Below are 22,644 nucleotides of genomic sequence, written 5' to 3'. Positions count from 1 at the left end.
TAAATGACAGCTTCATTGAAGGGTATTCGTGTTTTGGAAATGTCTCAAATAATGGCTGGCCCAACTTGTGGATTATTATTAGCTGACCTTGGAGCTGAAGTTATTAAGATAGAAAAAACACCTGCTGGAGATGATACTAGAAATTTTCTCCCCCCTGAGATTAATGGAGAAGCTGCAGCATTTATGATGATGAATAGAAATAAAAAGGGAATAGCTTTAAATTTAAAAGATAAAGATGGAATAAAAATTTTTAAAGAAATGGTTAAAAATTCTGATGTAGTTCTAGAAAATTTTAGAAAAGGCACATTAGAAAAATTAGGTATTGGTTACAATGTACTGTCTGAGATTAATCCTAAAATAATTCTTTGTGAAATATCTGGATATGGCAGAACTGGTCCTTATGCTGATAAAGGAGGGTTTGATTTAGTTGCTCAAGGAATGAGCGGTTTAATGAGTATAACTGGAGAGAGTAAAAATAAGCCCCCAATGAAAGTTGGAGCACCCATCACAGATATTACTGCTGGTTTGTTGGCTTCAAGTGGAATTTTAGCTGCATTAATTCATAGAGAAAAAACTGGAGAAGGTCAGAAAGTTGATACATCTTTATTTGAAGCTGGTATAGTTCATACTTATTGGCAATCAGCTATAGCAGGTGCTACTGGACAATCTCCTGGACCACTTGGATCTGCACATCCTTTAACTGCTCCTTATCAAGCTTTTAAAACTAAAGATAAATGGATTACAGTGGGAGCTTCTAATCAAAACACATGGTTAATGTTATTAAAGGCTATTAATCGTCAAGATCTTCAAGAAAATGAAAAATTTTCATCAAACCTGAATAGAAAAAAAAATATTAATCAACTTGTAGATATACTTAGTAGTGAACTTTTAAAAAGAACATCAGATGAATGGCTAAAAATATTTGATAATAATGGTTTACCATGTGGACCTATAAATTCGATTACTGAAATGTTTGAAGATCCACAAACAATTCATAGGGAAATGATAATTGAAGTTGATAATAAAAAAGCTGGCAAAAGCAAGGCAATTGGTATGCCAATTAAGTTTTCAAAAAGTAAAACAGAAAAATCAAAAGGTGCACCTAATTTAGGTGAACACACAAAAGAAATTATGCTGAGTTTTGGATACAAGCATGAAGAGATAGAAGATTTTTATAATAGAAAAGTAATACTTTAATTTACAGTTTCAAAAATTTTAAATAATAATTCAGAAACATGTTTACCTTTTTTATCAGATAAATCTGAAATTTGATGTCTACAGCTAGTACCATTTGCAATAATAAAATCTTTTTCATCACTATTGTTTACTGCAGGTATCAAGGATAAATTTGCCATTTTTTTTGATATTTCATAGTGCTTACTGTCATAACCAAATGATCCAGCCATACCACAACAACTGGATTCTATCATTTTGTTATTAATCTTTAATTTAGATAAAAGATTTTTAAGGCCCTTCATTCTATCTTGTGATTTTTGATGACAATGACCGTGTATTAATACATTTTGGTCAAATTTATTAACCTTAATATTATTATCATTTTCAATATGCTCTAATATAAATTCTTCCAATAAATAAAATTTATTTTTGATTTTTTCTCTATTTTTTACATCTTTTAATTTTTGATATTCATCACTGAAAGTAAGTAAGCAAGAAGGCTCAATTCCAACAACTGGTAAATTATAATAATTATTCTTTATGATGTAATCATTAAATCGATTTAATTCATTTGCTGCTTTATCTAATTGACCATAAGAAATGTAGGTTCTTCCGCAACATAAAGGTCTATCTAAATTATCTTTATCATAACTTGGTATGATTGTTTGAAAACCTAGTTTGTTTAATACTTTTATAGCATATATTAAATTTTGATTTTCAAAATTTATATTAAAAGTGTCTGCAAATAATATTAATTTTTTTTCAGATATTAATTGCTCAGTATATATTTTCTTTAAAATATCCTGACTTTGTACCTCTGGCATTTCTCTTTTTGTTGTAAAACCAAATTGTTCAATAATTGTTGAAATTATAGGTAGATTTTTGACTTTATTGAATATTGGAGCAATGATCTTTAAAAGCCAAATCATCTTTGGCATCTCTGAAATAACCTTATCTTTAATTCTCATTCTAAATTTATTGTAGTAATGAGAAAGAAATTCGCTCTTCATCTTGGCCATATCTACCGACATTGGACATTCTCTTTGACAAGCTTTACAGCTAACGCACAGCTCCATCGTTTCAAACATGTCTTTAGAGACAAACGATCCCTCAGGCAATTGATTTGATAATGCTAATCTAAGTGTGTTTGCTCTACCTCTTACTAAGTCTTTTTCCTCTTTAGTTACTCGATATGATGGGCACATTACACCTGAATCAAGGTTTCTACATGCACCGTTATTATTACACATTTCCACAGCATCTGACAATTGTCCCCAATCAGACCAATCATAATGTGTATTAATTTTTTCAGCTTGATAACCAGACTTATATCTCATTAGAGATCTATCGTTTGAAGTGAGTGGTCTTACAATTTTACCAGGATTTAAAAGATTTTTGTTATCAAATGTATCTTTTATTTCTTCAAAAGCTTTTGTAATTTTTTCTCCAAACATCATTTTGTGAAATTCAGATCTCACAATACCATCTCCATGTTCACCAGAGTGTGATCCTTTATAATTTTTTACTATTGCAAATGCCTCCTCAGATATTGATTTCATATTTTTTATATCATTATCTGATTTCATATTTAAAACAGGTCTTACGTGTAAGGTTCCAACAGATGCATGAGCGTAGAACATTCCACTTGTTCCATATTTTTTAAATATTTCATTCAAACTTGCCGTGTAATCTGCCAAATGTTCAAGCGACACAGCACAATCCTCAATAAAGGCAACTGGTTTTCTATCACCTTTCATAGACATTAGAATATTTAGTCCAGCTTTTCTTATATCAAAAACTTCTTTTTGCTCATTAAGATCAGAATAATATTTAAACTGATTTTTATTATTTTGATTTAAAACAATGTACTCCAGATCATTTATTTTTTTTTCATAAACATTTTGATCTGTATCTATAAATTCTACCATCAATACAGCAGCAGGGTTCCCCTTGATATATTTTTTGATACCCTCTGCGTACATAGGAATATCTTTTGCTAAATTTAATAGATTTCGATCCATTAACTCAACACATGTTGGTTTTAATTTTACAATTTCTTGGGATATTTCCATAGCTTGATGAAAATTATCAAAATAACAAACACCTAATATTTTATTTTTTGGTAATTCAGATAGCTTTAATTTTATTTTGTTAAATAAAGATAACGTTCCTTCTGATCCAACTAGTAAATGCGAGGAATTAAATCCATTTGGATCAATTAAATCTATGTTATATCCACCAACTCTTCTTTGTGTTGTAGGCCAATGTTCATTTAATTCAGAACTTACATTTTTTCTTACATCAAAAAACTTGTTTATTATTTTATATAATTTGTCTTGATCATTTTTTGTAGATAAAAAATTTTTATCAATGTGATCAAATGTAGATATAGAGCCATCATCTAAAATTGTTTCTATTGCCAAAACATTATGTACCATATTCCCATAATATAAGGATCTTGAGCCACATGAATTGTTTGCAGACATTCCACCAATTGTAGCTCTACTGCTGGTAGATACATCAACCGGAAACCACAATCCATGAGGTTTTAGTTGTGCATTTAAGTGATCTAATACAACACCTGGTTCTACCCAGACATATTTTTCCTCTAAATTTACTTCTAAAATTTTATTCTGATGCCTTGAATAATCTAAAACAATGCTTTCACCAACTGTCTGTCCACATTGAGAACTTCCACCACCTCTAGCTAATAATGGAATTGAATTTTTTTGAGAATATTCCATCAGATTTAGCACATCATTAGTGTCTTTTGGTAAAACTACACCTATAGGCTTTATCTGATAAACAGATGCGTCAGTACTATATCTTCCCCTAGAAAAATCATCGAATAAAGTTTTTCCCTCAACCTTACTACTAATTTCTTTACTAATTTTTTGTATTTGACCTGCACTTAAACTCATTAAACTTTGATAAAGGTTTATTTATTTTTGTAAACTAATTTACCAAACTTTTTTAACGCAGTTTCAGAAATTTCTAGTCCTAAACCAGGCTTTTCATTTAAATATATCCATCCATTATTCATCTTATGAGAGTTTTCAAATAATTGAGCTTGTAAAGGATCTCTTTCATCATCAAATGACTCAACAATTCTTCCTGCTGGAGTAGATGCAACTAATGGTGCGTGTATGAAGCAATCGTGGTGAGGAGCTATATCGATATGATTTAATTCACACAAAGCAGAAAGTTTCTTCCCGTTTGTAAATCCACCAAACATTGTACAATCAAATTGCAATATTTGTATTGCATCTTCTTCAATCATAGATCTACATCCATAAGTTGTTATCTCGCTCTCACCCCCTGATAGAGGTATACTTGTTTGTTTTGATAAGAATTTTAGTGTTCTTCGATCATCTTCCCATCTTAGTGGTTCTTCAATCCAGGTTGGCTTAAATCTTTCAAACTCTTTAACACCCTCAATTGCAGTTTTGAGATTCCAAGCTCTATTGACATCGATCATTAAATCTTTTTCTTGACCAATTTCATCTCTAACTATTTCTAATCTCTTTGCATCATCTTTAATACTTAATCCACCAACCTTAACTTTAAAACTTTGATGACCTATTTCTATTAATTTTTTTAATTCTTCTCTTAACTTTGACTCGCTTTTACCTTCTTGGTAATATCCACAAGTTACATACACTGGAACTTTATTTCTATAACCTCCAAATAATTTATACAGGGGAATATTTAATGATTTACCAACTAAGTCCCAGCAAGCAATATCTAGAGCTGCTGAAATTCTAATTAAAGCTTCTTTACTCCAGCCTTTTTCACTACTAATTCTAGTATCAGTTAATTTAAATATTTTTTCATAAATTTTTTCAGGACAAAATGGATCTTCTCCAATTATGAAATCTTCAAGGCCATTTGAAAATGGTTTGATAATTGGTGATATATCAGTGTAGCTTGTTGCCATTCCAAATCCTGAATTGCCATTTTTATTTTTAATTTTAATTAGTAATTCATTTGCAGTCGGAACAATAAAATGACTTACCCAGTGTGGCTTTGTCTCATCTGGGTTGTTTAATACGTAAACTTCTAAGCTATCTATTAAACTAGTACTATTTGTCATCATTAAAAATTTGATTATCTAAAAAGTTTAGCTTATACAGCATTATGCCAATTTCAAATATTATTAGACCAGGTAAACATTTTTTACAGATACCTGGACCAACAAATGTGCCAGATAGAGTTCTAAGAGCAATGGATTATCCTACCATTGATCATCGAGGACCTGATTTTGCAGAATTAGGTTTAAGAGTATTGGATAGAATTAAATTAATTTTTAAAACTTCTGAACCTGTAATAATTTTTCCAGCCTCAGGTACTGGTGCCTGGGAAGCTGCAATGGTTAATACTTTAAGTGTTGGCGATAAGATTTTGATGTTTGAAACAGGTCATTTCTCTACTCTTTGGTATGATATTGCAGAAAAATTTGGATTAGAAATAGATTTTATTAAAGGTGACTGGAGAACAGGTGTAGATCCAAATATTGTTGAACAGAAATTAAAAGAAGATAAAGAAAAAAAAATTAAAGCAGTTTGTGCTGTACACAATGAAACTTCCACAGGCGTAACTAGTAGAATTGGTGAAATAAGAAAAGCAATGGATAATGCAAATCATCCAGCCTTATTATTTGTAGACACAATATCTTCTTTAGGATCAATTGATTATAAGCATGAAGAATGGAAAGTTGATGTTACAGTTGGTGGATCTCAAAAGGGTTTATTATTACCCCCAGGGCTTTCTTTTAATGCGATAAGCTCAAAAGCTTTAGAGGCTTATAAAAACTCAGACTTACCTAAATCTTATTGGGATTGGGAGCCAATGATAGAGAGTAATAAAAAAGGTCATTTTCCATACACACCAGCTACAAACTTGTTATACGGATTAGATGAAGCGATTAATATGCTTATGGAAGAGGGTTTAGAAAATGTATTTAGTAGACATAAAAGATTTGCTGAAGCAACCAGGATAGCTGTGAATGCTTGGGGGCTAGAAGTACTTTGTAAAAACTCAGAAGAATATTCTAGTACATTAACAGCAGTTCTTGTTCCAGAAGGTCATGACGCAGACGCACTAAGAAAAATAATCTTGGATGATTATAATATGTCTTTAGGAGCAGGATTAGCAAAAGTTGCTGGAAAAATATTTAGAATTGGTCATTTAGGTGATTTTAATGAACTAATGCTTGCTGGAACGTTAGCAGGAGTTGAGATGGGTTTAATGAAATCTAAAATACCCTATAAAAAAGGTGGTATACTTAAAGCTCTCGAATATCTTTCTTAAAAATTAAGTAAAAGATTACTTTTTTAAATTTTAACAGTATAAATTTTTTCACTAAATGTTTCTATTAGATCTTTAGTTGAATATTTAATTATTATATAATTAATTATGTTTAATTTTAAAGAGATAATTTCATCCATTGCTGATGCTGGTCAAAAACTTTTTGGTATAAAAAATATTAAAAAAAATGACTTAGAGTCCATCATATCTTTATGTGATGATTTGATTTCACACAAAGGTGCTGCGTTTGGTATTACGGTTGCAAGAAATATTATTGAATTATATCAAACCTTATCTGTTGAAAATAAACTTTTGTTCTTTAAAAAAATTAATGAAAAAAATAAGCCAAGTTTTATGAAGGTTAATGAAGCGATTGATATTTATAAAAATTCACAAAATGAAAAAAATTTATCACACTTATTTAGAGTTTCTGAGGGAAGTAGAAGAGAGCTTTTTACAAGAATGAATATGGCCCCCAATGGAACTTCTGCAATAGTTTCTTTGAGAGAGGATTTGATTAAAATTTTAAAAGATAACAAAGATCTTAAAGCATTAGATGATGACTTAAGATATTTATTTAAAGCCTGGTTCAATCCTGGATTTTTAAAACTTGAAAAAATTACATGGGATACTAAAGCAGCTGTTTTAGAAAAAATAATTAAATATGAAAGAGTTCATCAAATAAATGACATGAATGAACTTAAAAGAAGATTAGGTGAAGATAGAAGATTTTTTTCATACTTTCACCCAGCCCTTGAAGACGAACCTATTATTTTTGTTCAGGTTGCACTTACTAAAGGGTTAGGTAGATCTATCCAAGAATTAATGAAGCCATCAACTACCGACTCAAAAAGTTATGATACAGCAACTTTTTATTCGATTAGTAACTGCCAAGAGGGTTTATCAAGAGTTACGTTAGGTAATTTTTTAATTAAAAGAGTTGTTTATGAAATACAAGAGGAGCTACCTCATATTAAAAACTTTGGGACTTTATCGCCCATACCAGGCTTTGTTGATTGGTTTAGGTATTTAGATGAAGTTAAGATTAAAAATATTTTAGGAAATTTGAAGGATAAAGATGTTTCCTTCTTAAAGTCAAAAGATTTGAAATTAGGTGATAACAGAATTGTAAAAAATAAAGAAGCTATAATAAAATTAGTAGCTCATTACATAATTAATGAAAAAAATAATAAAGGATTGCCGCTTAATGATGTTAGCCGATTTCATTTAGGTAATGGAGCAATTGTTGATGATATAATTGTTAATGCAAATATTTCTGAAGTTGGTTTTAAAAGATCTTTTGGGGTAATGGTCAACTATCTGTATGAGCTTACAAATATTGAAAAAAATCATGAAGATTATGTAAATAATAACAAAATAATTGTATCTAATAAAATAAAGAAATATTTATAAAGATACTTTAATTTTTATTTAGTTAAGACCCCACTTAATCTTGTTCCAAATTCTTTCATGAAAATAATAAAAAAAGAGAGGAATTATTGAGCCTAACCCCAGTATTCCAGCTCCTTTAAAACTACCAGTAAAAATATACCCAAATATTACCCAGTAGATAAATATAAAAAGTCTCCATGAAAATGTTTTAGCAACGGATCGTATTTTTTTATCAGCCATAATATAGTTTAGCTTATAATAGATTTTGCTTATGAAACAGATTTATATTAAAATTTAATATGGCAAATAAAGTAAATAAAAGTTTTCTAAAAGATTCTCATTTAATAACCAATCTAAAACTATGCAATATTCGTTTAATTGATAATGCAAAATTTCCTTGGATCATTTTAATTCCAAAAAGAAAAAATATTACTGATATTTCAGAACTTAATTCAAAAGATCAAATGTTGCTTATGAAAGAAATTGTTCATTGTAGCAAGTTAATGAAAAAAATATTTAAAACTAAAAAACTTAATGTTGAAAAAATTGGTAACATTGTTCCTCAATTACATATTCATATTATTGCAAGATCTACCAAAGATAGTACGTGGCCTTTATCTGTTTGGATGACTAAAGGTAAACCTTACTTAAAACAGTCATTAAAAAAAATTATTGATTTGTTAAAAAAAGGTTTTTAGGGAAGGGGTCAGGGTGGTTTCAGTCTCCCTACGCCACCCTTACATTACTTGTATGCGATTCTCTTCAAATAGTTATACACTTAATAATTGAAAGTAGACTTTATCAACTACTTGCTTTATTAGATCATAAGAAGTGTTTTAATATTAATAAAACTAGTAAAATATTTGAAAAAAATAAAACCCAATTCACAAATTGCATCAGAAGCAATTTTAGGCATTGTAAAGTCTTTTAGATTTAATTCGCAAAACTATATTCCAAAAGAAGGATTATCCTTTTCACTTTTTAGAGTTGAAATTTTGTCCGGATTAACAGTGGCTTTAGCTTTAGTTCCAGAAGCTATTGCATTTGCTTTTGTAGCTGGTGTAGCACCTTTATCTGGTCTTTATGCAGCTTTTATAGTTGGTTTAATTACTGCTTTAATAGGGGGTCGACCCGGAATGATTTCAGGGGCTACAGGTGCTTTAGCCGTTGTAATGGTTGCACTTGTTATGGACCATGGAGCTCAATATTTATTTGCAACAGTAGTTTTGATGGGAATATTACAATTGATTGCGGGTATCTTTAAACTTGGTAAATTTATCAGGATGGTCCCGGAGCCTGTAATGCTTGGCTTTGTGAATGGACTGGCAATAGTAATTGGTATTTCTCAGCTCAGTCAGTTTAAAACAATAAATGCACTTGGCGAGTCAGTGTGGGTTACAGGGAATACACTACTTTATTCCATTATATTTGTTGTATTTACGATGTTTATTATTTGGTTTTTGCCAAAAATTACAAAATTATTGCCATCTACATTAGTGGCTATTTTATTTACAACTATTTTAGCCTTAACCTTAAAAATCGATATTCCTAATGTTGGTGATCTAGCTAGTGTTAAAGGTGGGCTTCCAGATTTTTCTATTCCAAGTGTTCCTTTTAATATTGAAACATTGAAGATTATTTTTCCCTATGCATTCATTTTAGCCTCAATAGGATTGATAGAAAGTTTGCTAACTTTAAATTTGGTGGGAGAAATAACCAATAAAAGAGGTGGTGCTAGCCAGGAATGTTTAGCACAAGGCTTAGCAAATACTGTTACAGGGTTTTTTGGGGGAATGGGTGGTTGTGCGATGATTGGTCAATCAATGATCAATGTTAGATCTGGTGGTAGAACACGTATAGCAGGGATATCTGCTGCATTATTTTTGTTAATCTTTATTTTATACACATCATCATATATTGAAATGATACCTATTGCTGCCCTTGTTGGTGTGATGTTCATGGTAGTGATTGGAACATTTGCATGGAACTCTTTAAAGATTTTATTTTTTGTTCCAAAAAGTGATGCTTTAGTCACAATACTTGTAACTGTTGTTACGGTTTTAGAAGATTTAGCAGTAGCAGTATTAGTAGGGGTAATTGTTTCTGCATTAGTTTTTGCATGGAAGTCAGCATCAAAAATTAGAGCAACAGAAAGACCCTCTAAAACAGAAAAAGGTGCAAAAGTTTATGAAATAGAAGGGCCTCTTTTTTTTAGTTCAACAAATAGTTTTCTTGAACTTTTTAATCCCTCTAAAGATCCTGATATAATTATTATTGATTTTGTTAGATCAAAAGTAATTGATCAATCTGCTTTAAAAGCAATTGAAGATATTGCAGACAAATATAATAGTTTTGGCAAAAGAGTTAAGCTTAGACATCTCACTCGTGATTGTCATAAATTATTAAGTAAAGCAGGACAACTTGTAGTCGATAGTGATGATGATCCAGATTATGGAGTTGCAGTTGATTATGATGTGAAATTGGGTATTTTTGGAAAATAATATGAATAAAGAGATAAAAGCTGATGACGTTATTTTTAATTTCTTTAAGCAAATTTGTGATGAGAAAGATGATGTTAAATGTGTAGAGCTTGGCAATAGTTGGATTAATGCAATGAAGACCAATCTTACTAATATGGAAAAAAATCTAGATGAGGCTGATAAAGCTAAACATCAAGAAAATATTGATAGTAATATGAACCACCTTAATAACCTTAAGGATAAATCAGCTGTGGAATGGCGTGAATATGCAACTCAGTGTATGGTGGAGATCCTTGATCACAAAAGTAAATCTTGAATTTTTTTAAAAGATTATTTTCAAGTAGCAATTTAGAATTAGAAATTAATGATGGTGGCAGGGCTGCTGCCGGTTACAAGGGAAAAGCTGGAGATTGTGTAGTTAGATCTATTGCAATTGTATCAGGTCTCCCATATCAAAAAATTTATGATGATCTTTATAAAGCTAATGAAGAATTTAGAACTACATCAAGAACTAAGCTTGCTAGAAGTTTGAAACAAAAAAATGATAGTCCAAGATCAGGCACTCATAGAGTAGTTGTTAAAAAATATCTTGAAAAACTAGGATGGCAGTGGACGCCAACAATGTTTATCGGTCAAGGTTGTAAAGTTCATTTAAAAAAAGATGAACTTCCAACTGGAACTTTAATTGTATCTTGTTCAAAACATATAACTGTTGTTAAAGATGGTGTCTTGCATGACACTTATGATTGTTCAAGACGTGGAACACGATGTGTTTATGGGTATTGGACTAAGCCTCATTAGATAAAGATAAAAGTGGTTAATAAATTTCATTAATATATGATTTTTATAAATGAGCTTTAAAGATAACGTCAACTTACATGTAGACAAATCAGCTAAATTACTAAACTTTAGTGATGACTTACTTGAACATCTAAAATCTACTCACTCATTAATTAAAGTAAATGTAGGTGTTGTCTTAGATGACAAAATTAATAATTTTACAGGATGGAGGGCAGTTCATTCAGAACATATACTTCCAACCAAAGGTGGACTAAGATATTCAGAAACGGTTGATCAAGACGACACAGAAGCTTTGGCATCTTTAATGACTTACAAATGTGCAATAGTTAATATTCCTTTTGGTGGCGCAAAAGGGGGCTTAAAAATTAATCCTAAGAATTACACAATGCCTCAACTTAGAGAAATTACTAAAGCCTTTGCAAGTAAACTAATTAATAAAGGTTTTATTTCTCCAGCTTTAAATGTTCCAGCTCCAGATGTCGGAACATCAGAAAGAGAAATGGAATGGATTTTAGAGACATACAAAACACTTAAACCTGATGATATAAATTATAGAGGTTGTGTAACGGGTAAACCCTTACATCGTGGAGGTATTGCTGGAAGAACAGAAGCTACTGGTAGAGGCATTGAAGAAGTGGTTAGAGAAATATTTAGACATGAAGATGTCGTTAAAGAAGCTGGTTTAAAAAATGAATTAAAAGATAATGAAATTATAGTTCAAGGTTTTGGTAATGTAGGAAGTAATTTAGCTAAACATTTATATAATAGAGACAATGCAAAGATTATAGCTATTGGAGAGTTTGATGGTTATTTATATAATAAAAAAGGTATTGATATAAATGCACTAATTGAATTTTTTCAAAAAAATAAAAGTATTAAAAATCCTAAGCTTGGAGATTTTAAAAATAAACCAAGCGAACTCTTAGAATTAGATTGTGATATTTTAATTCCGGCTGCATTAGAAAATGCAATCACAGTTGATAATGTAGATAAGATTAAAACAAAATTAATAATTGAAGCTGCTAATGGTCCTATTTCATTTGAGGCTGACCAAAAATTATTTGAAAAAGGAGTTATGATTATCCCTGATATTTATGTCAATGCGGGTGGGGTAGTAGTTTCTTATTTCGAGTGGGTAAAAGATATTTCTCATATACGTTTTGGTAGAGTTGAAAAAAGATTTCAAGAACAAAAAATATTAGACATTATTGATTTGATAGATAAAAAAACTAATACTAAAACTGATTTTGATACCATTAAAAAAATTATTCATGGAGCGGATGAAGAGGATTTGGCATTTTCAGGTCTAGAAGATAGTATGAGAAATGCATTTATTGAAATTTATAATGCTAAAAAACAAATTAAAAAATCATTTAGAGATAGCGCTTATTATGTGTCTCTAAAGAAGATAAGAAACTTCTATACAGTAGAAGGTTTCCCAAAAAGATAATAGCAGCTTAATTTTATCTATAATTAAATTAATAGAAGACTCTCAATCTATGATTTGTTAGCATTTAATATGACAAAATTATTGGGCACTAGCTTTATTGTTAAGTTTTTTGCCATTTTAGTTTTAAGTTTATTGATATCCAGCGGTGCTAAAGCAGGTTGTGATGATGCCCCAACAGATGGCGTGGATTATTCTAATTGCCAATTCTCAGAAGGCCAAGATCTAAGTAGAGCTTATATACCAAACTCTAATCTTTCTTTTATTAGCTTTATTAAAGTTACCTTTGATAAAGGGGTAATGATGAACGCAATATTAGCTAATGGTAATTTTGTAGAATCTTCTTTTATTAGAACTAATTTATATGAAGCAAATCTTGAAGGGGGTATCTTTGAAAAAGCCAACTTTTCAAGTGCAAACTTAACAAGAGTAAATTTTAAAGGCTCATCATTAATTGAGACAAACTTCACTAACAGCAATCTTTTTGAAGCTGATTTAACAGGTGCTAATATTCTTAATGCCAACTTTGAGGGTGCCAATCTTAATAACGCAACTTGGATTGATGGAACTAAATGTTCTTTAGTTTCCATTGGTAAATGTAATAAATAAAAATTCTTAGGAATTATTAATTTATTTTATAGGTTTTATTTTCTGATTAATAACAAGTACAGCACCAATAATTAAAATAGGTAAGCCTATTATTAAATCTTGTTGCCATTCTAAGTTTTCAAACACTGTTGATATTAATAAAGCAAGTACGGGCATTACAACCCCCACATAACCAGCTCTTCCTGCTCCAACTTTCTCTAATAATCTTAAATAGAAGATAAAAGCAAATATTGAGCCCACAATAGATAAGTAAGCAAGGGACGCGATATAGCTGAAACTATATTCAAATAATAATTCAGTACCTTTTATTTGGGTAATTAATAGAGTGACCAGTGAACCATAAAGCATTGCATAAGCAATGGTTGGTATTAAAGGAAAATTGTTATTTAAGTTTCTTTGGTGAACCATGTTACCTGTTGATGCGCAAAATGTTCCAAGTAGTGCTAAAAATAAACCAACATGAGTGCCATTAGCTAAGGAAAAATTAAAGATTTCATCATTAAAGATTATTATAATTCCAATCATTCCAATAGTTGCGCCAAGTAAAGTTTTTAAAGAAGGTTTCTTTTTAAAATAAAAGCCTTCTCCTAAAATATTCATAATCACTACCGTTGAAAAGACAATCGCTGGAAATGCGCTTATTAAATAAGTATTTGATAGATAAAAGAAAACATAATTTAGAGAATAAAGACAGATACCAAAGATTAAAAACCAAAGATGCTGATTTAAAGAAAACTTAAGATTTTTTTTCTTATAAACTAAATAAACAAAAATGATGATTGCAGCCATTAAAAATCTATAAAATACAGATACTAATGGATCTACGTAACCTAATTGAAATTTGATTACATACCAAGTAGGAGACCAGCAAAAAAGTGTGACTATAAATAAGAAAAAGTTATTCATTAGCCAGCACTATAATCCAACAAACTAAAAAAAATATAAGTTTAAAAAACACTCAAACATGTGATTAAAAAGATAGACTAACTGAATATGCTCAAAACTTAACCTAAAAAGCCATGAAATCCATCTATTAAATTTATTGAATGATGACCCTTAATACAGGCTTTTTCTTTTTAAAAGATGTATGATGTAAATTTAATGAGCATAATTGTCATAGTATTAATAGCGTTTATAGCAACTAATGCCTTAGAAAATAATTCTAAAAAAAAAATTATAACAGAGCCAGAAGTTTTAGAAGTTGTTAAAGAAGAGGCAACAGAGCCAGAAGTTTTAGAAGTTGTTAAAGAAGAGGCAACAGAGCCAGAGGTTTTAGAAGTTGTTAAAGAAGAGGCAACAGAGCCAGAAGTTTTAGAAGTTGTTAAAGAAGAGGCAACAGAGCCAGAGGTTTTAGAAGTTGTTAAAGAAGAGGCAACAGAGCCAGAGGTTTTAGAAGTTGTTAAAGAAGAGGCAACAGAGCCAGAGGTTTTAGAAGTTGTTAAGACAACCGTTGATGTAGAAGATTCAAGTAAAAGTTTTATTAATCAATATTTATATTACTTAATTGGCCTTATTTTATTCATTGTTACGTTTGGATATATGTATTTTAGAGGTCAAAAAAATAAACCATCAGAACCAGAAATAACACCAGAGGTTACAGAGCAACCATCAGAACCAGAAATAACACCAGAGGTTACAGAGCAACCATCAGAACCAGAAATAACACCAGAGGTTACAGAGCAACCATCAGAACCAGAAATAACACCAGAGGTTACAGAGCAACCATCAGAACCAGAAATAACACCAGAGGTTACAGAGCAACCATCAGAACAAAAACCTATTGGTGAAGAGAATCTTACTAAAGATGACAATAATAAATAGATTTTTAGATCACCGAAAATCTAAAACATCATCCATTGTTATAAAATTTAAAAATATCTACGATATAAAAAGACTTTATTCGCTATATAAACTTAGTAGTTATGAAAAAAATACTTCTAATTTTAACTCTGTTTATATCATTAAGTAACCTTTCTTACTCAGACAATCATTATCCAATTACAAGAGATTCTGTATTAATGATTGCTAAAGGTAAAATTGCATATCAAAATAATTGTGCAAGTTGCCATCAGGTGAATTTATCTGGAGCTGAAAACTGGAAGGGCGTTGATGAAGATGGTCATAGAAAAGCACCCCCTTTAAATGGTACGGGTCACACTTGGCATCATGATGATGAGACACTACATAAAATTATCAAATATGGATTAGCTGGAATTATCAGTGATTACGAAGGAAAAATGGGTGGGTTTAAAGATAACCTTAATGACAAAGATATAGATTCAGTTTTAGCTTACATTAAAAGTTTTTGGCCAGATGATTATTATCAACATCAAATAAATTTAAGTAAATAAATTATATGGCAACAGATACATTTCATTGGGGATGCAAAGATAGCTGGAGAATTAGTGCGAAGAATACGATGTGGTGTGTTATTGGTTGTTCCATTGGAGATTTTGGAACCATATTGTTTTTTCAGTTAAGTAAAATTCCTTTTCCAGTTTTAGGTATTATGACTTTAGCAATCATTAATGGTTTGCTCACTAGCATTATGCTTGAGACTTATATTTTAATGAAACAAAAATTTGATTTTATGAATGCATTAAAGACAGCCTGTGGTATGAGTTTTATCTCTATGGTTAGTATGGAAATTTCCATGAATGCTACAGATTATTTTTTAACCGGTGGAGCGATGCTAACTTGGTGGGTAGTGCCCATTATGTTAATGGTTGGTTTTTTAACACCTTGGCCTTATAATTACTGGAGACTTAAAAAATTCAATCAAGCGTGTCATTAAATATTAAAATGGTTACAACTTCTGAAATTATACTCGCAATTGTTATCGTTTCCTTATCTGTTGTTATGCCTATCTATTATTATTATCAAAGAAAGAAAAACCCTAAGCAAGATAACAAACCTACAAATAGTCATGAAATAAAGAATTATATTGATAAGATTAATGAAATTACCCGCAAAAAACATAAATGAAAAAACGTTTATCAGGGTGCAATGAGTGTGGAGATGATACAGCCATCTTAACACAAGTGAGTTCAGGACCTGAAGTGATCTTACTTTGTACAGATTGTTATAATCTTAAGCATTCAAATGAAACACAAAACCATATTAGTTATGAAGAAGAAAAAAGCTAAGAAAACAAAAAATAAAAAACCTGCTCCTAATTTCTATGGTCTTGGTAAATTTAACTATATTATCTTTAAGTTTCTTTGTTCCAGATTTAAGCTTAGATAATGAGTAGGGACAATAATTCAAAAGGGATAGTTTTAATATTGATTGCAATGAGCTTGTTTGCAATCCAAGACTCGTTAATTAAATTTATATTTGAAAAATCTGCCCTTTATGAGATCTTCTTTGGAAGGTATTTGATTGCAGCAACAGTGCTTTTTATTTATTTAAGTTTTAAAAGACAGAAAGTATCGCTTAAAACATATTATCCAGTATTAACTTTTGTAAGAGTGTTGTTGCACTTTGTTGCTTTTTCAACCTTTTTTATCTCTATCACTTATATGCAACTAGCAACTGCTAATGCTTTATTCTTTTCTTGTCCTTTTTTTGTATCTATCTTTGCTAAATTTTTCTTAAAAGAATTTATTGGTATTAGAAGATGGTCCGCTATTGCCTTTGGTTTTTTTGGTGTATTAATCGTTTTAAATCCTGATTTTGAAAGTTTTGATTATAGAAATTTGTTACCAGTGTTAAGTGCTTTATTTTATGCAGCATCAATGACTATTACTAAATACACCTCTGATAAGGATGATGTAAACACCCAGTTATACTATTTTTATTTAATTGCTCTTGTTTTATGTGGCATCATTTATGTCTTTATGGGCAATGGTCAATTCAACAACACTGATTTTGATCCAACTACACAGTTTATATTTAGAGAGTGGTTTACAAACTTTGATTATACTTGGAAATTCATATTATTTTTTGGAGTAGCAGCATCTATTGGGTTCTTATGTATCTTTTCAGCTTATATCATTGCATCTCCATCCGTTGTTTCATTATTTGAATATTCGTTGATTATTATGTCAATGATCCCAGGTTATTTTTTGTTTAATGAAATTCCATCTCTTAGAACTTTGTTAGGGGTCATTTGTATAATTTCAGCTGGGGTTTATATTTACTTTAGAGAAGGTGTTCGAAAACAGTATGTTGCATCTAAAATTCCAACTAGAAGATAAACTAATTAATTATCATTCCATCACCTAGACACCTGATTTAAGATTTAGTAGTATTCCTTTATGTATTGGTTAATCTTAATATCTTTTCTAAGTCTTCTTGCTATTAGCTTTGTTGTTTCAAAGCCTGGAAAAGGAAGTTAAGAATTAAATAATCTTTATATTTTAAGATTATTTTCTTTTAGATTTTTTAAAAAATAATAAAGATACATCTCCACTGACTTGTCTAATAAAAACTGCCATCACAATCCAAATTAAAAAATATTCTCCGTGAGTTATGGCATAAGTTTGGCTTGCAAAATAACTAGCAATAAAAATTAAACAGTAAATTGCTATAAGCGATAAGATTAAATAAACAAAAAAATTAATTACTGATGGAATTATACATCTTAATAGTTTCATAATTGTTATTTTAGGTTACTTGTTGGACCTCGAGCACTTCGGGAATATAATGTTTAAGTGTTTTTTCAATACCCGCTTTTAAAGTTAGGGCTGAACTTGGACAGCCTGAACAAGCACCCTTCATCTGAAGATAGACAATACCGTTATCAAAACTTTGAAAAGTAATATCTCCACCGTCTTTTGCAACAGCAGGTCTTACTTGAGTATCTATTATTTTTTTTATTTTAATCACCTCTTCTGTATCTTCGGTAGTACTTGTATCACCTGCATTATCTTGACCAGCAAGTATGAAAGTAGTTTCTGATTTATAACATTCTCTAATTGTTTCAATAATTGTAGATTCGAGGTATTGCCAATCATGATTGTCAGCTTTTGTTATTGAAATAAAATCAGAGCCAAAAAAAACTCCCTCAACACCATCAATTTTAAATAAATTTAAGGCGAATGGAGAGAATTTTGCTTCTTCGACATTACGAAAATCGGCCGTTTCCTTTTCCATTACAGTTTTACCTGGTAAAAATTTTAAGCTGGAAGGATTTGGAGTCGCTTCTGTTTGTATATTCATTAGAACAATATTTTTAATTAATTACTTATAAAAATTTTATATTTTTTATAAGATTACTTCAATAAAATTGAGACGGTTTAAAGTATTTTTTATACGGGAAAAAGCATGGTAAGAAGGTTTGTTTAAATTTTCGAAATTATATTATTCTGCTAAATTACATTCAATAAATATATTTAACATAAAAGAAAATAAATGTTTTGAATAGGGTATTTGGAGATGGTATGATTTAAACAATCAATAAAGGAGGTCGATTATGAGCCTATCACCACCTGAAATTTAGCTGGTTGTGACTAAATAATAAAAGACTAACTAAGATCAAGAAAACATAAATCCATTATTATGGATTTTGGCGTAGACCGCCACTTATAGGGGAACTCTTTTGGAGTTTACCGAAAGGGTGACCCCCTTAAAATTAGAAAATATAATTTTAAAATAATTATGTCTACTATGGTTTTAAAAAGTCTTAACATTAATTTGCATTATAAATTTAGTAAAATTACACAATATGTAGAGATTGTTTAATTGGAGTATCCAAAAGTTAAGAGAGATAATAAATTTATGGAGATTGTTCGAGGAATAAGATTTAAAAAATATTTAGAAGAAGAAGCTGAAAAAGAAAGAAATCAATTAGCAGAAAGTTCTGAGGAATCTAAAAGAAATAAAAAAGAACGAACTTCATCAGGAAAACTCCAAGAGAAATTAGAACCAATATCACCTTGTCCAATGTCAGATGAATAAAAATTAATATGATAAATTGTTTTGTTCAGAGTGATCAAATAAATGAAAATAAAAGAAAAACACAAAGATCTTAAAAAAAAAGTAACTGTTGCTGAAAAACAAAGAAGCTCAAAAAGAGGACCTAAAAGTTGGTACGATTTAAGAACCTTAAAGAAGCTTAAATTAGTTATGAAAGATGAGCTGTCAAAAAAATAAGTGGGGTTATTCTATAATTCTTAGTTAGCAACAAGTTGATAGAGCAAAAATTAGAAGTTTGAACAAAATTAAAGCCTATCTATGAGTAACATTCTTGTGCTAGGATCTTGATGGTAATAAAATAAACATATAATATAAAAATGGCGAGAAAACTAGTTACAAAACTTTCTAATAGAGAATGTTTTACATTAACTGAAAAAGATACATTAAAGACAGCAAGCAACAAACTTCAAACACATAACGTCGGTGTTATGCCAGTATTAAGTGAACACGATAAAAGTGTAATTGGAATTATTTCTGAGCGAGATCTTGCTCGATATATTTATAAAGATGAATTCAGCAGTGAATTACTGGTTACCAAAATAATGACTACAAATATAATATCTTGCAATCTAAATACTTCTGTTACAGAATTAATGGAAATAATTTCTAATCATAAAATTAGACATATACCTATAATAGAAGAAAAAAAACTTTTAGGCATTGTGTCTATTGGAGATGTGGTAAACCATATTATTGAACAGTATAAAGATGAAAACCAACATTTAACAGATTTTATAAATAAATAATAAAATTTTAACAATAAAAAATATACTTCTTAGGCCATTTCAAAAACATATTACCAATTATAGTTTTAGGCTTGTTAGCGTTTAATATTTTATCGCTTATAACTCTAACTGGCAATTGAAAATTGATAAAACATTCAACCTTCATTTGCTTATTCTGATCGCAGTTATTCTAAATTTATTTTGAAATTTTTAATGGCAGATCTAATGTTACATCAAATCTTTCTTTTTTTGTTATATCCTCAACCTGTTTAGCTTTTTTTTCTAAACACCATTTTTCATAAATTTTACAAAATATGAATATCCCATTGTATCTATCAATCACTCTTACATTGTCTAATTTATCTTTTATCAAAAATTTAATATCATATAATTCCTTAATATTAACTTTTGTTAAAATTTCTCTCGAGTCAGGGTTATAGTATCCAGAACCATCTTCACAGGGTGTTTCTAAAACTTCATCTATATATTTTTGAAAAACTTTTCCTCTAATAAAATTATCTTCAAAGTCTTGAGAGTTAATAGTTTCATAAATTAATCTTCTTAAAGGAGGCTTATTCATTTCAAACCACATTATAAGTAATTCGTAATAAATTAATTCATACAATCTTATATGTATGGGTTTGCCCTTAACTATTCTTGACCAATTAAGATATCTTCTTATATCTATATTTCTTTCAATACTTTTCATGACAAGTATTTTTTAACCTCCTTTAATTATAGTGTAGCCACATCTTTTACATTCAAGTGTTGTAACTCTATCTGTTGGTCCAAAACCAAACTCAATATTTAACGTTTTGTAGTCATGTATGCCCATAAAACAGAGTATTTTTATCATTTTCAAAAACATAATTTTGACACTTTAAATTGTTAAATTTATTTTTTGATGGTCAGCTAATAGCTGAAATGATTGCGGAGATTTGAGAAATAACTATACCGCAGAATTAGATAAAGTTCTACAAGTGTTCAGCTATTTCAAACTTATTTAATTAAGTGGAGATCCTTTTAAACTTTTTTTAACTTCATACATATTTAAACCATTAAACACAATTCAATTAAACACACGATGTAGAATGATATTTAATATTTAGTGGAAATATAATTATTTAAATAGATTTTAATATTAATTTTTGGTTAAATAATCATATGGCTATTAAAATAAAGATGGCTGACAAAAGAAAAAAAACAGTCATAAAGTTAAAACCTAAAGTTAAGAAAAGATCTAAAAATATAAAAAAGATTAAAATAAGTAAAGTCGAAGCACAAAGACAAGATGCAGAAATACAAGAAATACAAAAAGAACAAAGACTAGAAGCACAAATACAAGAAATACAAAAAGAACAAAGACTAGAAGAAGATGAAAAAATAAAAAAAAGGGAAAAAATGACATTAAAAATAAATAGCTTAGCGCCAGACTTTACGGCTGAAACCTCTGAAGGAAAATTATCATTACATGCCTGGTTAGGGGATAGTTGGGGAATTTTATTTTCACATCCAAAAGATTTTACACCAGTTTGCACCACAGAATTAGGTGCACTAGCTAAAATGAAACCAGAATTTGAAAAAAGAAATGTTAAAGTAATGGGCTTAAGTGTTGATCCGGTATCAGACCATGTTAAATGGCTAGAAGATATTAATGATGTTTGTGGTTTAAAACCTAATTATCCAATTATTGCAGATGAAAAATTAGAAATTGCAAAACTTTATAATATGCTTGAAGGAGATGCGGGAGCCACATCAATGGGGCGTACAGCCGTAGACAATCAAACAGTTAGAACGGTTTATGTTATTAGACCCGATAAAAGAATTGGTCTTTTCTTAACTTACCCAATGACAACAGGGCGTAACTTCCACGAAATTTTGAGAGCCATTGATTCTATGCAACTAACAGCAAAACATAAAGTTGCAACCCCTGCGGATTGGAAAAAAGGTGAAGATGTAATTATTGTCCCTAGCGTTACAAATGAAGAGGCAAAAAAAATATATCCTGACGGATGGAAAACGATAAAACCTTATCTGCGTAAAGTTCCTGATCCAAGTAAATAAATTTGAACTAAGAATCAGGTAAAAACAAAACCTTTATGTTTTATGGTACTTTTGTTTATATAATAAATATCATTTTTTGGATTATCAAATAAGTAGCGACGTCCCCTCAGTTGGTGCAATGAACTTTGTAAGATATATTTATACACAACATTATATTTCTCCTTAACTGTTATTAATTTAAATAAGAGCCTATTTTTTATAATTAGTTAAATACAAGTGTATGACCGATCTAATAGAAGTGTTCTCTCATAGGTTGCTCAAAGTGTGCTTTTATAATTATTATAGTTGATTAACCCTCATTTCATCACTTAAATACCTGATTGGCGGTTGTGGCGTATATGCTGCCATGTTATTGTTTTTTGATAAGGAGGTCATATGACCAATTTGTATAAAGTTAAAGTCGACGTAGTTGAAAAATCAATATCGTCTAGAGAAGAAATCATCAACGCAGAATCTGCTGATGACGCTAAGAAAAAGGTTATTAGTTATTGCAATGAGCAATTAGTTGATAACGACCGCCTTAAAGAAATAGTAGAGGTAAAAATCAGTACTGCAAAAGACGCTGTTACTGAAATCAAAAACAAAGATTTACCTAACGGCAGACCAGGAAACCCTGTCAGCTTGTAAAATCAATAACTGAGTAAATATGGTCTCGGTTTTGTAGCCGTGGCCATGTTGATTTAATATTCACCAATCGTTAATTGAGTAAGGTCCTTAATCTGTG

Annotated in this window: 28 protein-coding genes; 20 read left to right on the top strand and 8 right to left on the bottom strand. The window is 30.0% G+C overall.

Annotated features, from left to right (window positions below):
• Positions 1 to 3 precede the first annotated feature (3 nt).
• The gene (locus ABXT55_RS04230) at positions 4 to 1,197 is read left to right on the top strand and encodes a CaiB/BaiF CoA transferase family protein (protein WP_415284068.1); all 1,194 of its coding nucleotides are present in this window, start codon (positions 4 to 6) and stop codon (positions 1,195 to 1,197) included.
• Here ABXT55_RS04230 and ABXT55_RS04225 read toward each other — a convergent pair.
• Positions 1,194 to 4,097: an FAD-binding and (Fe-S)-binding domain-containing protein gene (locus tag ABXT55_RS04225; protein WP_415284067.1), complete on the bottom strand. Its 2,904-nt coding sequence runs from the start codon at positions 4,095 to 4,097 to the stop codon at positions 1,194 to 1,196. The two genes, ABXT55_RS04230 and ABXT55_RS04225, sit on opposite strands and share 4 nt — an antisense overlap.
• Positions 4,098 to 4,114: 17 nt before the next feature.
• A complete protein-coding gene (locus ABXT55_RS04220) occupies positions 4,115 to 5,272 on the bottom strand; it encodes a mandelate racemase/muconate lactonizing enzyme family protein (RefSeq protein ID WP_415284066.1) in 1,158 nt (385 codons plus the stop codon).
• 41 nt (positions 5,273 to 5,313) lie between these two features.
• Between ABXT55_RS04220 and ABXT55_RS04215 the strand changes: the two genes are divergently transcribed.
• On the top strand, positions 5,314 to 6,486 hold the full coding sequence (locus ABXT55_RS04215; protein WP_415284065.1) for a pyridoxal-phosphate-dependent aminotransferase family protein: 1,173 nt from the start codon (positions 5,314 to 5,316) through the stop codon (positions 6,484 to 6,486).
• Between the two features lie 105 nt (positions 6,487 to 6,591).
• Positions 6,592 to 7,896, top strand: coding sequence for a malonyl-CoA decarboxylase domain-containing protein (locus ABXT55_RS04210; protein WP_415284064.1), 1,305 nt, complete (start codon positions 6,592 to 6,594; stop codon positions 7,894 to 7,896).
• Between the two features lie 18 nt (positions 7,897 to 7,914).
• Here the strand turns inward: ABXT55_RS04210 and ABXT55_RS04205 are convergent, their stop codons facing one another.
• A complete protein-coding gene (locus tag ABXT55_RS04205) occupies positions 7,915 to 8,115 on the bottom strand; it encodes a DUF2061 domain-containing protein (RefSeq protein WP_415284063.1) in 201 nt (66 codons plus the stop codon).
• Positions 8,116 to 8,174: 59 nt separating this feature from the next.
• On the opposite strand from ABXT55_RS04205, the gene ABXT55_RS04200 reads away from it, so the two are divergent.
• The 6 genes from ABXT55_RS04200 (at position 8,175) to ABXT55_RS04175 (ending at position 13,212) form a co-directional block, all read left to right on the top strand.
• Complete coding sequence (locus ABXT55_RS04200) at positions 8,175 to 8,573, top strand: HIT domain-containing protein (protein WP_415284062.1); 399 nt, start codon at positions 8,175 to 8,177, stop codon at positions 8,571 to 8,573.
• A gap of 192 nt (positions 8,574 to 8,765) precedes the next feature.
• Complete coding sequence (locus ABXT55_RS04195) at positions 8,766 to 10,376, top strand: SulP family inorganic anion transporter (protein WP_415285452.1); 1,611 nt, start codon at positions 8,766 to 8,768, stop codon at positions 10,374 to 10,376.
• A gap of 1 nt (position 10,377) precedes the next feature.
• Complete coding sequence (locus tag ABXT55_RS04190; RefSeq protein ID WP_415284061.1) at positions 10,378 to 10,671, top strand: hypothetical protein; 294 nt, start codon at positions 10,378 to 10,380, stop codon at positions 10,669 to 10,671.
• Positions 10,668 to 11,156 (top strand): hypothetical protein, encoded by a 489-nt coding sequence (locus tag ABXT55_RS04185; RefSeq protein WP_415284060.1) that lies wholly within the window; start codon positions 10,668 to 10,670, stop codon positions 11,154 to 11,156. The genes ABXT55_RS04190 and ABXT55_RS04185 overlap by 4 nt, the downstream gene beginning before the upstream one ends.
• 49 nt (positions 11,157 to 11,205) lie before the next feature.
• On the top strand, positions 11,206 to 12,606 hold the full coding sequence (locus tag ABXT55_RS04180) for a Glu/Leu/Phe/Val family dehydrogenase (RefSeq protein WP_415284059.1): 1,401 nt from the start codon (positions 11,206 to 11,208) through the stop codon (positions 12,604 to 12,606).
• A 69-nt stretch (positions 12,607 to 12,675) separates the two neighbouring features.
• On the top strand, positions 12,676 to 13,212 hold the full coding sequence (locus ABXT55_RS04175) for a pentapeptide repeat-containing protein (RefSeq protein WP_415284058.1): 537 nt from the start codon (positions 12,676 to 12,678) through the stop codon (positions 13,210 to 13,212).
• A gap of 21 nt (positions 13,213 to 13,233) precedes the next feature.
• Here the strand turns inward: ABXT55_RS04175 and ABXT55_RS04170 are convergent, their stop codons facing one another.
• Complete coding sequence (locus ABXT55_RS04170) at positions 13,234 to 14,118, bottom strand: DMT family transporter (RefSeq protein WP_415284057.1); 885 nt, start codon at positions 14,116 to 14,118, stop codon at positions 13,234 to 13,236.
• Between the two features lie 195 nt (positions 14,119 to 14,313).
• On the opposite strand from ABXT55_RS04170, the gene ABXT55_RS04165 reads away from it, so the two are divergent.
• The 6 genes from ABXT55_RS04165 (at position 14,314) to ABXT55_RS04140 (ending at position 17,411) form a co-directional block, all read left to right on the top strand.
• Positions 14,314 to 15,033: a hypothetical protein gene (locus tag ABXT55_RS04165; protein ID WP_415284056.1), complete on the top strand. Its 720-nt coding sequence runs from the start codon at positions 14,314 to 14,316 to the stop codon at positions 15,031 to 15,033.
• Between the two features lie 101 nt (positions 15,034 to 15,134).
• Positions 15,135 to 15,563 (top strand): c-type cytochrome, encoded by a 429-nt coding sequence (locus ABXT55_RS04160; protein ID WP_415284055.1) that lies wholly within the window; start codon positions 15,135 to 15,137, stop codon positions 15,561 to 15,563.
• A gap of 5 nt (positions 15,564 to 15,568) precedes the next feature.
• The gene (locus ABXT55_RS04155) at positions 15,569 to 16,006 is read left to right on the top strand and encodes a DUF4396 domain-containing protein (RefSeq protein ID WP_415284054.1); all 438 of its coding nucleotides are present in this window, start codon (positions 15,569 to 15,571) and stop codon (positions 16,004 to 16,006) included.
• The gene (locus ABXT55_RS04150; RefSeq protein ID WP_415284053.1) at positions 15,997 to 16,197 is read left to right on the top strand and encodes a hypothetical protein; all 201 of its coding nucleotides are present in this window, start codon (positions 15,997 to 15,999) and stop codon (positions 16,195 to 16,197) included. Before ABXT55_RS04155 ends, ABXT55_RS04150 begins: the two co-directional genes overlap by 10 nt.
• On the top strand, positions 16,194 to 16,358 hold the full coding sequence (locus ABXT55_RS04145; protein ID WP_415284052.1) for a hypothetical protein: 165 nt from the start codon (positions 16,194 to 16,196) through the stop codon (positions 16,356 to 16,358). The genes ABXT55_RS04150 and ABXT55_RS04145 overlap by 4 nt, the downstream gene beginning before the upstream one ends.
• A gap of 99 nt (positions 16,359 to 16,457) precedes the next feature.
• Positions 16,458 to 17,411 carry a DMT family transporter gene (locus ABXT55_RS04140; RefSeq protein WP_415284051.1) on the top strand — a complete coding sequence of 318 codons (954 nt, stop codon included), beginning with the start codon at positions 16,458 to 16,460 and terminating at the stop codon, positions 17,409 to 17,411.
• 168 nt (positions 17,412 to 17,579) lie between these two features.
• Here the strand turns inward: ABXT55_RS04140 and ABXT55_RS04135 are convergent, their stop codons facing one another.
• Positions 17,580 to 17,810, bottom strand: coding sequence for a hypothetical protein (locus ABXT55_RS04135; RefSeq protein ID WP_415284050.1), 231 nt, complete (start codon positions 17,808 to 17,810; stop codon positions 17,580 to 17,582).
• A 10-nt stretch (positions 17,811 to 17,820) separates the two neighbouring features.
• Positions 17,821 to 18,375: a NifU family protein gene (locus ABXT55_RS04130; RefSeq protein WP_415284049.1), complete on the bottom strand. Its 555-nt coding sequence runs from the start codon at positions 18,373 to 18,375 to the stop codon at positions 17,821 to 17,823.
• 558 nt (positions 18,376 to 18,933) lie between these two features.
• Between ABXT55_RS04130 and ABXT55_RS04125 the strand changes: the two genes are divergently transcribed.
• The 3 genes from ABXT55_RS04125 (at position 18,934) to ABXT55_RS04115 (ending at position 19,877) form a co-directional block, all read left to right on the top strand.
• Positions 18,934 to 19,113, top strand: coding sequence for a hypothetical protein (locus ABXT55_RS04125; protein WP_415284048.1), 180 nt, complete (start codon positions 18,934 to 18,936; stop codon positions 19,111 to 19,113).
• 42 nt (positions 19,114 to 19,155) lie between these two features.
• Positions 19,156 to 19,308, top strand: coding sequence for a hypothetical protein (locus ABXT55_RS04120; RefSeq protein ID WP_415284047.1), 153 nt, complete (start codon positions 19,156 to 19,158; stop codon positions 19,306 to 19,308).
• A 140-nt stretch (positions 19,309 to 19,448) separates the two neighbouring features.
• Positions 19,449 to 19,877 carry a CBS domain-containing protein gene (locus tag ABXT55_RS04115; RefSeq protein WP_415284046.1) on the top strand — a complete coding sequence of 143 codons (429 nt, stop codon included), beginning with the start codon at positions 19,449 to 19,451 and terminating at the stop codon, positions 19,875 to 19,877.
• Between the two features lie 175 nt (positions 19,878 to 20,052).
• Here the strand turns inward: ABXT55_RS04115 and ABXT55_RS04110 are convergent, their stop codons facing one another.
• Positions 20,053 to 20,565 carry a hypothetical protein gene (locus ABXT55_RS04110; RefSeq protein WP_415284045.1) on the bottom strand — a complete coding sequence of 171 codons (513 nt, stop codon included), beginning with the start codon at positions 20,563 to 20,565 and terminating at the stop codon, positions 20,053 to 20,055.
• A 12-nt stretch (positions 20,566 to 20,577) separates the two neighbouring features.
• Positions 20,578 to 20,712 (bottom strand): hypothetical protein, encoded by a 135-nt coding sequence (locus ABXT55_RS04105; RefSeq protein ID WP_415277767.1) that lies wholly within the window; start codon positions 20,710 to 20,712, stop codon positions 20,578 to 20,580.
• A gap of 545 nt (positions 20,713 to 21,257) precedes the next feature.
• Here ABXT55_RS04105 and ABXT55_RS04100 point away from each other — a divergent pair.
• Together ABXT55_RS04100 and ABXT55_RS04095 are read left to right on the top strand one after the other, a co-directional pair.
• Entirely contained in the window at positions 21,258 to 21,920 is a 663-nt protein-coding gene (locus ABXT55_RS04100) for a peroxiredoxin (protein WP_415285451.1), read from the top strand.
• Between the two features lie 375 nt (positions 21,921 to 22,295).
• Positions 22,296 to 22,547, top strand: coding sequence for a hypothetical protein (locus ABXT55_RS04095; RefSeq protein ID WP_415277766.1), 252 nt, complete (start codon positions 22,296 to 22,298; stop codon positions 22,545 to 22,547).
• The last annotated feature ends 97 nt before the right edge of the window (positions 22,548 to 22,644 follow it).

It is taken from the genome of Candidatus Pelagibacter sp. Uisw_130 (genome assembly GCF_047722505.1).
In the GTDB taxonomy this organism is placed as follows: Bacteria; Pseudomonadota; Alphaproteobacteria; order Pelagibacterales; family Pelagibacteraceae; genus Pelagibacter.
The sequence above is the reverse complement of the archived record's forward strand: the minus strand, read 5'-3'. Positions and strand labels throughout refer to the sequence as shown.

Bases quoted from the DNA above. Each gene is read 5' to 3' on its own strand.
- ABXT55_RS04230 (WP_415284068.1), top strand. From the start codon at position 4: ATGACAGCTTCATTGAAGGGTATTCGTGTTTTGGAAATGTCTCAAATA.
- ABXT55_RS04225 (WP_415284067.1), bottom strand. From the start codon at position 4,097: ATGAGTTTAAGTGCAGGTCAAATACAAAAAATTAGTAAAGAAATTAGT.
- ABXT55_RS04220 (WP_415284066.1), bottom strand. From the start codon at position 5,272: ATGATGACAAATAGTACTAGTTTAATAGATAGCTTAGAAGTTTACGTA.
- ABXT55_RS04215 (WP_415284065.1), top strand. From the start codon at position 5,314: ATGCCAATTTCAAATATTATTAGACCAGGTAAACATTTTTTACAGATA.
- ABXT55_RS04210 (WP_415284064.1), top strand. From the start codon at position 6,592: ATGTTTAATTTTAAAGAGATAATTTCATCCATTGCTGATGCTGGTCAA.
- ABXT55_RS04205 (WP_415284063.1), bottom strand. From the start codon at position 8,115: ATGGCTGATAAAAAAATACGATCCGTTGCTAAAACATTTTCATGGAGA.
- ABXT55_RS04200 (WP_415284062.1), top strand. From the start codon at position 8,175: ATGGCAAATAAAGTAAATAAAAGTTTTCTAAAAGATTCTCATTTAATA.
- ABXT55_RS04190 (WP_415284061.1), top strand. From the start codon at position 10,378: ATGAATAAAGAGATAAAAGCTGATGACGTTATTTTTAATTTCTTTAAG.
- ABXT55_RS04180 (WP_415284059.1), top strand. From the start codon at position 11,206: ATGAGCTTTAAAGATAACGTCAACTTACATGTAGACAAATCAGCTAAA.
- ABXT55_RS04175 (WP_415284058.1), top strand. From the start codon at position 12,676: ATGACAAAATTATTGGGCACTAGCTTTATTGTTAAGTTTTTTGCCATT.
- ABXT55_RS04170 (WP_415284057.1), bottom strand. From the start codon at position 14,118: ATGAATAACTTTTTCTTATTTATAGTCACACTTTTTTGCTGGTCTCCT.
- ABXT55_RS04165 (WP_415284056.1), top strand. From the start codon at position 14,314: ATGAGCATAATTGTCATAGTATTAATAGCGTTTATAGCAACTAATGCC.
- ABXT55_RS04160 (WP_415284055.1), top strand. From the start codon at position 15,135: ATGAAAAAAATACTTCTAATTTTAACTCTGTTTATATCATTAAGTAAC.
- ABXT55_RS04155 (WP_415284054.1), top strand. From the start codon at position 15,569: ATGGCAACAGATACATTTCATTGGGGATGCAAAGATAGCTGGAGAATT.
- ABXT55_RS04145 (WP_415284052.1), top strand. From the start codon at position 16,194: ATGAAAAAACGTTTATCAGGGTGCAATGAGTGTGGAGATGATACAGCC.
- ABXT55_RS04140 (WP_415284051.1), top strand. From the start codon at position 16,458: ATGAGTAGGGACAATAATTCAAAAGGGATAGTTTTAATATTGATTGCA.
- ABXT55_RS04135 (WP_415284050.1), bottom strand. From the start codon at position 17,810: ATGAAACTATTAAGATGTATAATTCCATCAGTAATTAATTTTTTTGTT.
- ABXT55_RS04130 (WP_415284049.1), bottom strand. From the start codon at position 18,375: ATGAATATACAAACAGAAGCGACTCCAAATCCTTCCAGCTTAAAATTT.
- ABXT55_RS04125 (WP_415284048.1), top strand. From the start codon at position 18,934: ATGGAGATTGTTCGAGGAATAAGATTTAAAAAATATTTAGAAGAAGAA.
- ABXT55_RS04120 (WP_415284047.1), top strand. From the start codon at position 19,156: ATGAAAATAAAAGAAAAACACAAAGATCTTAAAAAAAAAGTAACTGTT.
- ABXT55_RS04115 (WP_415284046.1), top strand. From the start codon at position 19,449: ATGGCGAGAAAACTAGTTACAAAACTTTCTAATAGAGAATGTTTTACA.
- ABXT55_RS04110 (WP_415284045.1), bottom strand. From the start codon at position 20,565: ATGAAAAGTATTGAAAGAAATATAGATATAAGAAGATATCTTAATTGG.
- ABXT55_RS04105 (WP_415277767.1), bottom strand. From the start codon at position 20,712: ATGATAAAAATACTCTGTTTTATGGGCATACATGACTACAAAACGTTA.
- ABXT55_RS04100 (WP_415285451.1), top strand. From the start codon at position 21,258: ATGACATTAAAAATAAATAGCTTAGCGCCAGACTTTACGGCTGAAACC.
- ABXT55_RS04095 (WP_415277766.1), top strand. From the start codon at position 22,296: ATGACCAATTTGTATAAAGTTAAAGTCGACGTAGTTGAAAAATCAATA.